A 6,877-nucleotide genomic window follows, 5' to 3' on the forward strand; every position below is an offset into this window, starting at 1 on the left:
CAATTAGACCTAATTTTAGGCAGATTGTTCATGACATCAGAAATGCAAATAAATTCCAATTCAGCTGATACAGCGCTCAGTGATGGCAGATTAAGACAAGCTCAATTAAAAATGTTAACTATGCTCGAAACAATTGATTTAATTTGTTTAAAGCATGGATTAGATTATTGGCTAGATGCAGGTACTCTTTTAGGGGCTGTTCGTCATCAAGGATTTATTCCTTGGGATGATGATATGGATATTTCTATGCCCAGAAGCAGTTATGAAAAATTTTTACGTATTGCTCCGCAAGAACTTCCATCAAGTATACGGCTGCAAACCATTCATTCCGATCCAGGTTATTTTAATATGGCAACCCCTTTAAAAATTAGAGATTGTTTTAGCCGCTATGTTGAAAAGCATGAACAAGGGGATGAACCTTACCTACAAGGCATTTTCATTGATGTTTTTGTTTATGATCGCATGCCGAAAGATCCAAAGCTAAGAAAACGATATAAATTTATGGCAAAAAAGATTTCACGTTTCTTAAGTACCAAATATTGTGTAATCAACATTGGTCATTATGCAAATGTTTATAAAATAATCGGAAAATTACTGCCTAAATCTATGCTAGAATATTTTTTACAAGCTATTATTCATAAAGCAAATACTAGTAATAGTCCTTATCTAGGTCGCGGTTACAATTGTGTTGGCAAAAATTTTTTGCGAGTAGAAGATATTTATCCTTTAAAAAGAGTTCAATTTGAAACAGGTTTTTTTAATGTTCCTAATAATAGCGAAGAAATTTTAACCCAGCAGTTTGGTGATTATTTTAAACTTCCTACTGAAAAGGAACGCATTATGCGACATTGTAAAGAGTTAATTCCACATTTAAGATAAGTTCGCACGGTCTGGCTATTATATCTGATTAAATTTGAAAGGTATAAAAGTACATTACTTTTAAACAAGGAGTGTTTCATGTCAAAGAAAAAAAATAACAAATCTTTAGAAAAAGATTCCCTAAAAAATCAATACCATTCTTTGCAAATTAATGAAGAAAATTTGCAACAGGGTCCAGGCGGTGATACTCATCGATTCGGAGAGAAAAGCGCATCTCCACTGACGACGCAACAGGGTACTTCAATCGCTGATGATGCAAATTCACTTAAGATAGGGAGTCCAGGTCCTACATTAATGGAAGACTTTATCTTAAGAGAAAAAATATTTCACTTTGATCATGAACGAATTCCTGAACGGGTAGTGCACGCACGTGGATTTGGCGCTCATGGTTATTTCGAGTCCTACAAATCATTAAATAATATCACCAGAGCTCAACCTTTTCAGAAAAAAGGCGAAAAAACGCCTGTCTTTGTGCGGTTTTCTACGGTAGCAGGCAATAAAGGTTCCTCTGATTTAGCTCGTGATGTGCGTGGTTTTGCCGTGAAATTTTATACTCAAGAAGGGAATTGGGATCTTGTTGGAAATAATATTCCAGTATTTTTTATTCAAGACGCTATTAAATTTCCTGATTTAATACATTCTGCCAAAGATGAGCCCGACAGCGGATTCCCACAAGCACAAACTGCGCATGATAATTTTTGGGACTTTATTTCTTTGACACCAGAAAGCATGCATATGATTATGTGGATTATGTCCGATAGGGCAATACCACGTTCTTTTCGATTTATGGAAGGATTTGGTGTACATACATTTCGTTTAGTAAATCAAGAAGGCAAATCTACTTTTGTAAAATTTCATTGGAAGCCTAAACAAGGATTACAGTCTGTCACTTGGGACGAAGCTCTAAAAATTAATGGAGCTGATCCTGATTATCATCGACGCGATCTTTGGAATGCAATTAAAAATGGTGATTTTCCTGAATGGGAATTGGGCCTACAATTATTTGATGAAGATTTTTCAGATAAATTTCCTTTTGATGTATTAGATGCGACCAAACTTATTCCTGAAGAAGATGTTCCCATTCAAATTGTAGGCCGTTTAGTTTTAGATCGATGTGTTGATAATTTTTTTGCAGAAACGGAACAAGTGGCTTTTTGCACTCAAAATATAATACCCGGGATTGATTTTACTGATGATCCACTTTTGCAAGCACGAAATTTTTCCTATCTTGATACACAGTTGAAACGGTTGGGAAGCCCTAACTTTACGCATCTTCCTATAAATGCACCTAAGTGTCCTTTCGCTAATTTTCAGCAAGATGGTCATATGGCCTTTCATAATCCTAAAGGAAGGGTAAATTATAATCCGAATTCATGGAACGAGGGACCACAAGAAACTCGAGCAGGTTTCGCATCGTTTGCAAATCAAAATGACGGAAGAAAATTAAGAGTTAGACCCGAAAAATTTGCTGATCATTACAGCCAAGCGCGTCAATTTTATATCAGTCAAAATGAATTAGAACAACAACATATTGCGGACGCATTGATTTTTGAATTAAGTAAAGTTGAAAGGGATGAGATTAGAGTTCGCATTGTTTCACACTTGATTCATATCGATAAAATGCTGGCTAAAACTGTTTCCGACGATTTAGGTTTAGAAAAACTCCCTAAGCCTGCAGAAAATAAAAAAGCAATTCTAAATAATTTAAAGCCTTCTCCAAAGCTTAGTATCCTTAAAAATTCATTATCTAGCTTTAAAGGACGCCAGTTGGGAGTTTTAATTGATAATCAAGCCTCTGCTTTTCTTTTTAAATACCTACAGACTGAGGCTAAAAAAACAGGCGTTGATCTGGTCGTAATTGCTCCACATATTAATGGAGTGACTTTAAATGATGGAACCAAAATTAAGGCTAATCAAAAAATAGGTGGTGGCCCCTCTGTTCTTTATGATGCAGTAGTTATTCTGTTGACTAATGTGAACTCCTTAAATGTTTTAGATAAATCTAAAGTAGAAGAGTATATTAAAGATGCCTATTTACACGGAAAATTTATTGGATATTCAGAAGAAAACATACCTTTATTAAATAAATTAGAACTTCAATTGGATAAGGGGATGGTAAATTTTAATAATCCTGATGCAATTCCTCAATTTCTGAATCTATGTAAAAATATAAGATTTTGGGCGCGTTTTAATTAACTGTAGTTAGAGAAGAATTATAATTCTTCTCTAACTTAAAACACTCGCGAAAAAGAGTTAGGTATGTACTTTATTTATTAACAATTCGCATGAGTAACGGTCATAAAATTATTGTTCAATGCTTAGGAGTTAGTTATAATAAAAGGTTAATTAGTCTATTTGATGTTAATGGAGGCGTTTGTCGATGCCAATTTACGAATACAAATGTACAAATTGTCATCATCTTTTTGATTTAATGCAAAAAATCAGTGATGAAGCAATTACACAATGTCCACAGTGTAATAAGAATACAGTAATTAAACTGATATCCGCAGCGGGATTTCAGCTTAAAGGAACAGGTTGGTATGCTACTGACTTTAAAAATAAAAGTAATATTTCTGGAGAAACAGCAGCTAAAAACGATGATACAACTAAAAAAACAGATTGTGATAAAAAATCAAGCACAGAATCTTCCTCAACAAGCTCAGATTAAGGCGTAATTTAGTGATTACCAAATCTTTAAGAAGTTATTTACTTGCTGGTTTAGTGGTATGGTTACCTATCCTTATCACCATGGTTGTACTTCGTTTTATTGTGGATTTACTAGACAGTTTAATTCCCAGAACATACCAACCAGAGCAATTGCTTGGACATTACATCCCTGGGGTAGGGGTTATACTATCGTTTGTGCTGTTACTGCTTACAGGTATGTTAGTCACTAATTTTTTGGGACAACGAATAGTTGCTTGGAATGACTCATTACTTTCACGCATTCCTTTAGTACGCTCAATTTATAACACAGTAAAACAAGTAATTAATGCAGTATTATCTACGAATAGCGAAGCTTTTCGCAAAGTGGTTTTGATTGAATATCCGCGTAAAGGTATATGGAGTATTGCATTTCAAACAGGTGGTGTCAATTTGGAAATTAGTACTAAAACAAAAGAAGAAATGATATCTGTATTTGTACCTACAACTCCTAATCCTACCTCTGGTTTTCTACTTATGGTTCCAAAACGAGAGGCGTTTGAATTAAATATGAGTATTGATGCAGCATTAAAATATATAATTTCTTTAGGCGTCATGCAATCAAATACTGGGACCAGCACAGTAGTACAGCCAGATCTCAATAAAATTTAAATAGGTGGTTTCATATGCGTACACACTATTGTTTAGGAGTAAATGAATCAAATTTGGGACAGGAAGTCACCCTATGTGGATGGGTGCATCACAGAAGAGATCATGGAGGCGTTATATTTCTTGATATTCGAGATAGCTCTGGCTTATTACAGGTAGTCTATGAACCAGAAAATCGGACTGTTTTTACTGAGGCAGAAAAATTACGTTCTGAATTTGTAGTGAGTATAACTGGATTGATTCGTAAAAGACCCGAAGGAATGATTAACCAAGCAATACCTACCGGAACATTAGAAGTAATTGGTACTAAGCTTAAGATACTAAACTCATCCCCCACACCACCATTTTTACCTGATGATTTGCAAATTGTAAATGAAGATTTACGTTATAAATATCGCTATATTGATTTACGTCGCCCATCAATGCAGAAGAAGTTAACCTTAAGACATAAATTAAACGCCTGCATTCGCAATTACCTCAATCAGCTAGATTTTTTAGATATTGAAACGCCTATGTTAACTAAGGCAACACCTGAAGGAGCGCGCGATTATTTAGTACCATCTCGAGTTCATCCGGGTGAATTTTATGCCTTGCCACAATCGCCCCAGCTTTTTAAACAAATATTAATGATGTCTGGTTTTGATAAATATTATCAAATCGTTCGTTGTTTTCGCGACGAAGATTTACGTGCAGATAGGCAACCGGAATTTACTCAGCTTGATATTGAAATGGCCTTTGTTGATGAAGAAGATATTCTCAATTTAATTGAAGGCTTATTAAAAACTGTATTTAGAGAAATCCTTAATGTTCATTTACCTGAAAAACTTCCAAGAATGGCGTATGCAGAGGCAATGCGTCGTTTTGGTAGTGACAAACCGGACATGCGTAACCCGTTAGAGCTGATTGACATTGCTGATTTAGTTAAAGAATGCCATTTTAAAGTATTTTCCACAGCTGCAAATGATAAAGAATCCCGTGTAGTTGCTTTAAAACTTTCTAATGGTTGTGAACTAAGTAGAAAAGATTTAGATGAGTATGCTCGTTTTGTAAGTATTTATGGCGCCAAAGGCCTTGCGTACATTAAGGTAAATGATCTTACTATTGGAATGGAGGGGCTACAATCTCCTATTCTTAAGTTTATTTCTGAAGATATGGTGCACGCCGTTTTGGATCGTGTTGGTGCTGTAACAGGTGATGTTGTGTTCTTTGGTGCCGATAAAACTCAAATCGTGAATGAATCCATGGGCGCATTAAGAATCAAATTGGGACATGATCGAAAGTTACTAAGTGAGGGTTGGGAGTTATTGTGGATTATTGATTGGCCAATGTTTGAAATAGATCAGCAAAACAATAGACTTCAAGCAATGCATCATCCATTTACGTCCCCACAAAATTTATCTCCAGATGCATTATGTAAAAATCCTACTCACACTTTGGCTAAAGCTTATGATATAGTAGTAAATGGTTATGAGATCGGAGGAGGATCGATCCGTATTCACCACTCTGATTTGCAAAAAGCTGTATTTAAATTACTTGGAATTAATGAGCAAGAAGCTCAAGAAAAGTTTGGCTTTTTACTTGATGCCTTACAATACGGTGCACCGCCACATGGTGGGATCGCTCTTGGTATCGATAGATTGGCCATGTTGCTTACAGACTCTACATCTCTTAGAGATGTAATTGCTTTTCCTAAAACACAAACAGCTTCATGCCCTTTAACCAGTGCACCGTCGCCAATAGACAGCGCACAGCTTAATGAATTAGGAATAAGACTTGCTCCAATTAACGCGACAAAATAATTTATTATCATACAATACCAGAATTTCTCGCTGGTACTTGTTTTTTATTTTTTTCCTTCTGGTATTCTGCTGGAGCTTTGCTTCAGCAGAATCTTTATCCAAGCCTCCTACTGTACCAGTATCTATAAAAAAAACAGCTAACTTTAACGAATACCTAGTTCAGGAAAAAACTCATTTAATTACTTCGATCAATGAAATTAAACTGCAACTCGTACCGAAGGATGAGAAAGAATATCACTTTAAAACAGAACAAGTAACCTCCATACTTAAAATGATTCAAGTTAAAATTGAGAGTTTAGAAGGATTTCGCGATCAACAAAAATTTGAGCAAAATGATCTTAATCAACGTTTAAAACATTTACAGCAGTTGCCTATAGCTAAAGCAGGTTTAACTATTCAGGAGCGTGTTGCCACAGTAGAGGCTTTGCGGACTGCAAATAAACAAAATACACAATTAATTCTTGATAGTATAGCTTTGGCAAAAGAGTTTAAAATTGCATTGGATGAAGAAGCCCAGCGATTACAATCTTGGTACGAAAATTTCGTACTTGAGCAAAAGTTGCTGAAAATTAAATTCATGAAAGAAAAGTTAAATCAGGATTTGAGTAAACTTTATCAAAACAACATTCCTCGCACTATTTCGAAGCAAAAGAAAGTAGTTAACATTATTACATCAAATGCTGATTATGAAGCCAATCTTTTAATTAATAATCAAAATATAGCAGCCATACAATATCATTTAAGTGGTTTAAATGTGCAAAAAATGGTAATAAAGGCGGATATTATCTATCTTAAAAATCCAGATACCAAAAATCTACAATTAGTCACCGAGATTTATAAAGATGCATTGAGTCAATACCAAAAGATTGAAAAATCGATGCAACAAA

Annotated in this window: 5 protein-coding genes and 1 pseudogene; all 6 read left to right on the forward strand. The window is 34.9% G+C overall.

Features of this window, described 5'->3' with window-relative positions; translation table 11 throughout:
- The first annotated feature begins 42 nt into the window (after positions 1-42).
- Entirely contained in the window at positions 43-879 is an 837-nt protein-coding gene (locus WA877_RS06810; protein WP_425170171.1) for a LicD family protein, read from the forward strand.
- Positions 880-957: 78 nt separating this feature from the next.
- On the forward strand, positions 958-3,075 hold the full coding sequence (locus WA877_RS06815; protein ID WP_425170167.1) for a catalase: 2,118 nt from the start codon (positions 958-960) through the stop codon (positions 3,073-3,075).
- Positions 3,076-3,259: 184 nt separating this feature from the next.
- The gene (locus WA877_RS06820) at positions 3,260-3,547 is read left to right on the forward strand and encodes an FmdB family zinc ribbon protein (protein ID WP_425170168.1); all 288 of its coding nucleotides are present in this window, start codon (positions 3,260-3,262) and stop codon (positions 3,545-3,547) included.
- Positions 3,548-3,558: 11 nt separating this feature from the next.
- Complete coding sequence (locus tag WA877_RS06825) at positions 3,559-4,194, forward strand: DUF502 domain-containing protein (protein ID WP_425170169.1); 636 nt, start codon at positions 3,559-3,561, stop codon at positions 4,192-4,194.
- Between the two features lie 14 nt (positions 4,195-4,208).
- Positions 4,209-5,990, forward strand: a complete 1,782-nt coding sequence (aspS, locus tag WA877_RS06830; protein ID WP_425170170.1) for an aspartate--tRNA ligase — start codon at positions 4,209-4,211, stop codon at positions 5,988-5,990.
- Positions 5,965-6,877 (forward strand): annotated as a pseudogene (locus WA877_RS06835) (mechanosensitive ion channel domain-containing protein); the annotation flags it as partial. The gene aspS and the pseudogene WA877_RS06835, both read left to right, overlap by 26 nt.

Source organism: Legionella sp., from assembly GCF_049790535.1.
Lineage (GTDB): Bacteria > Pseudomonadota > Gammaproteobacteria > Legionellales > Legionellaceae > Legionella.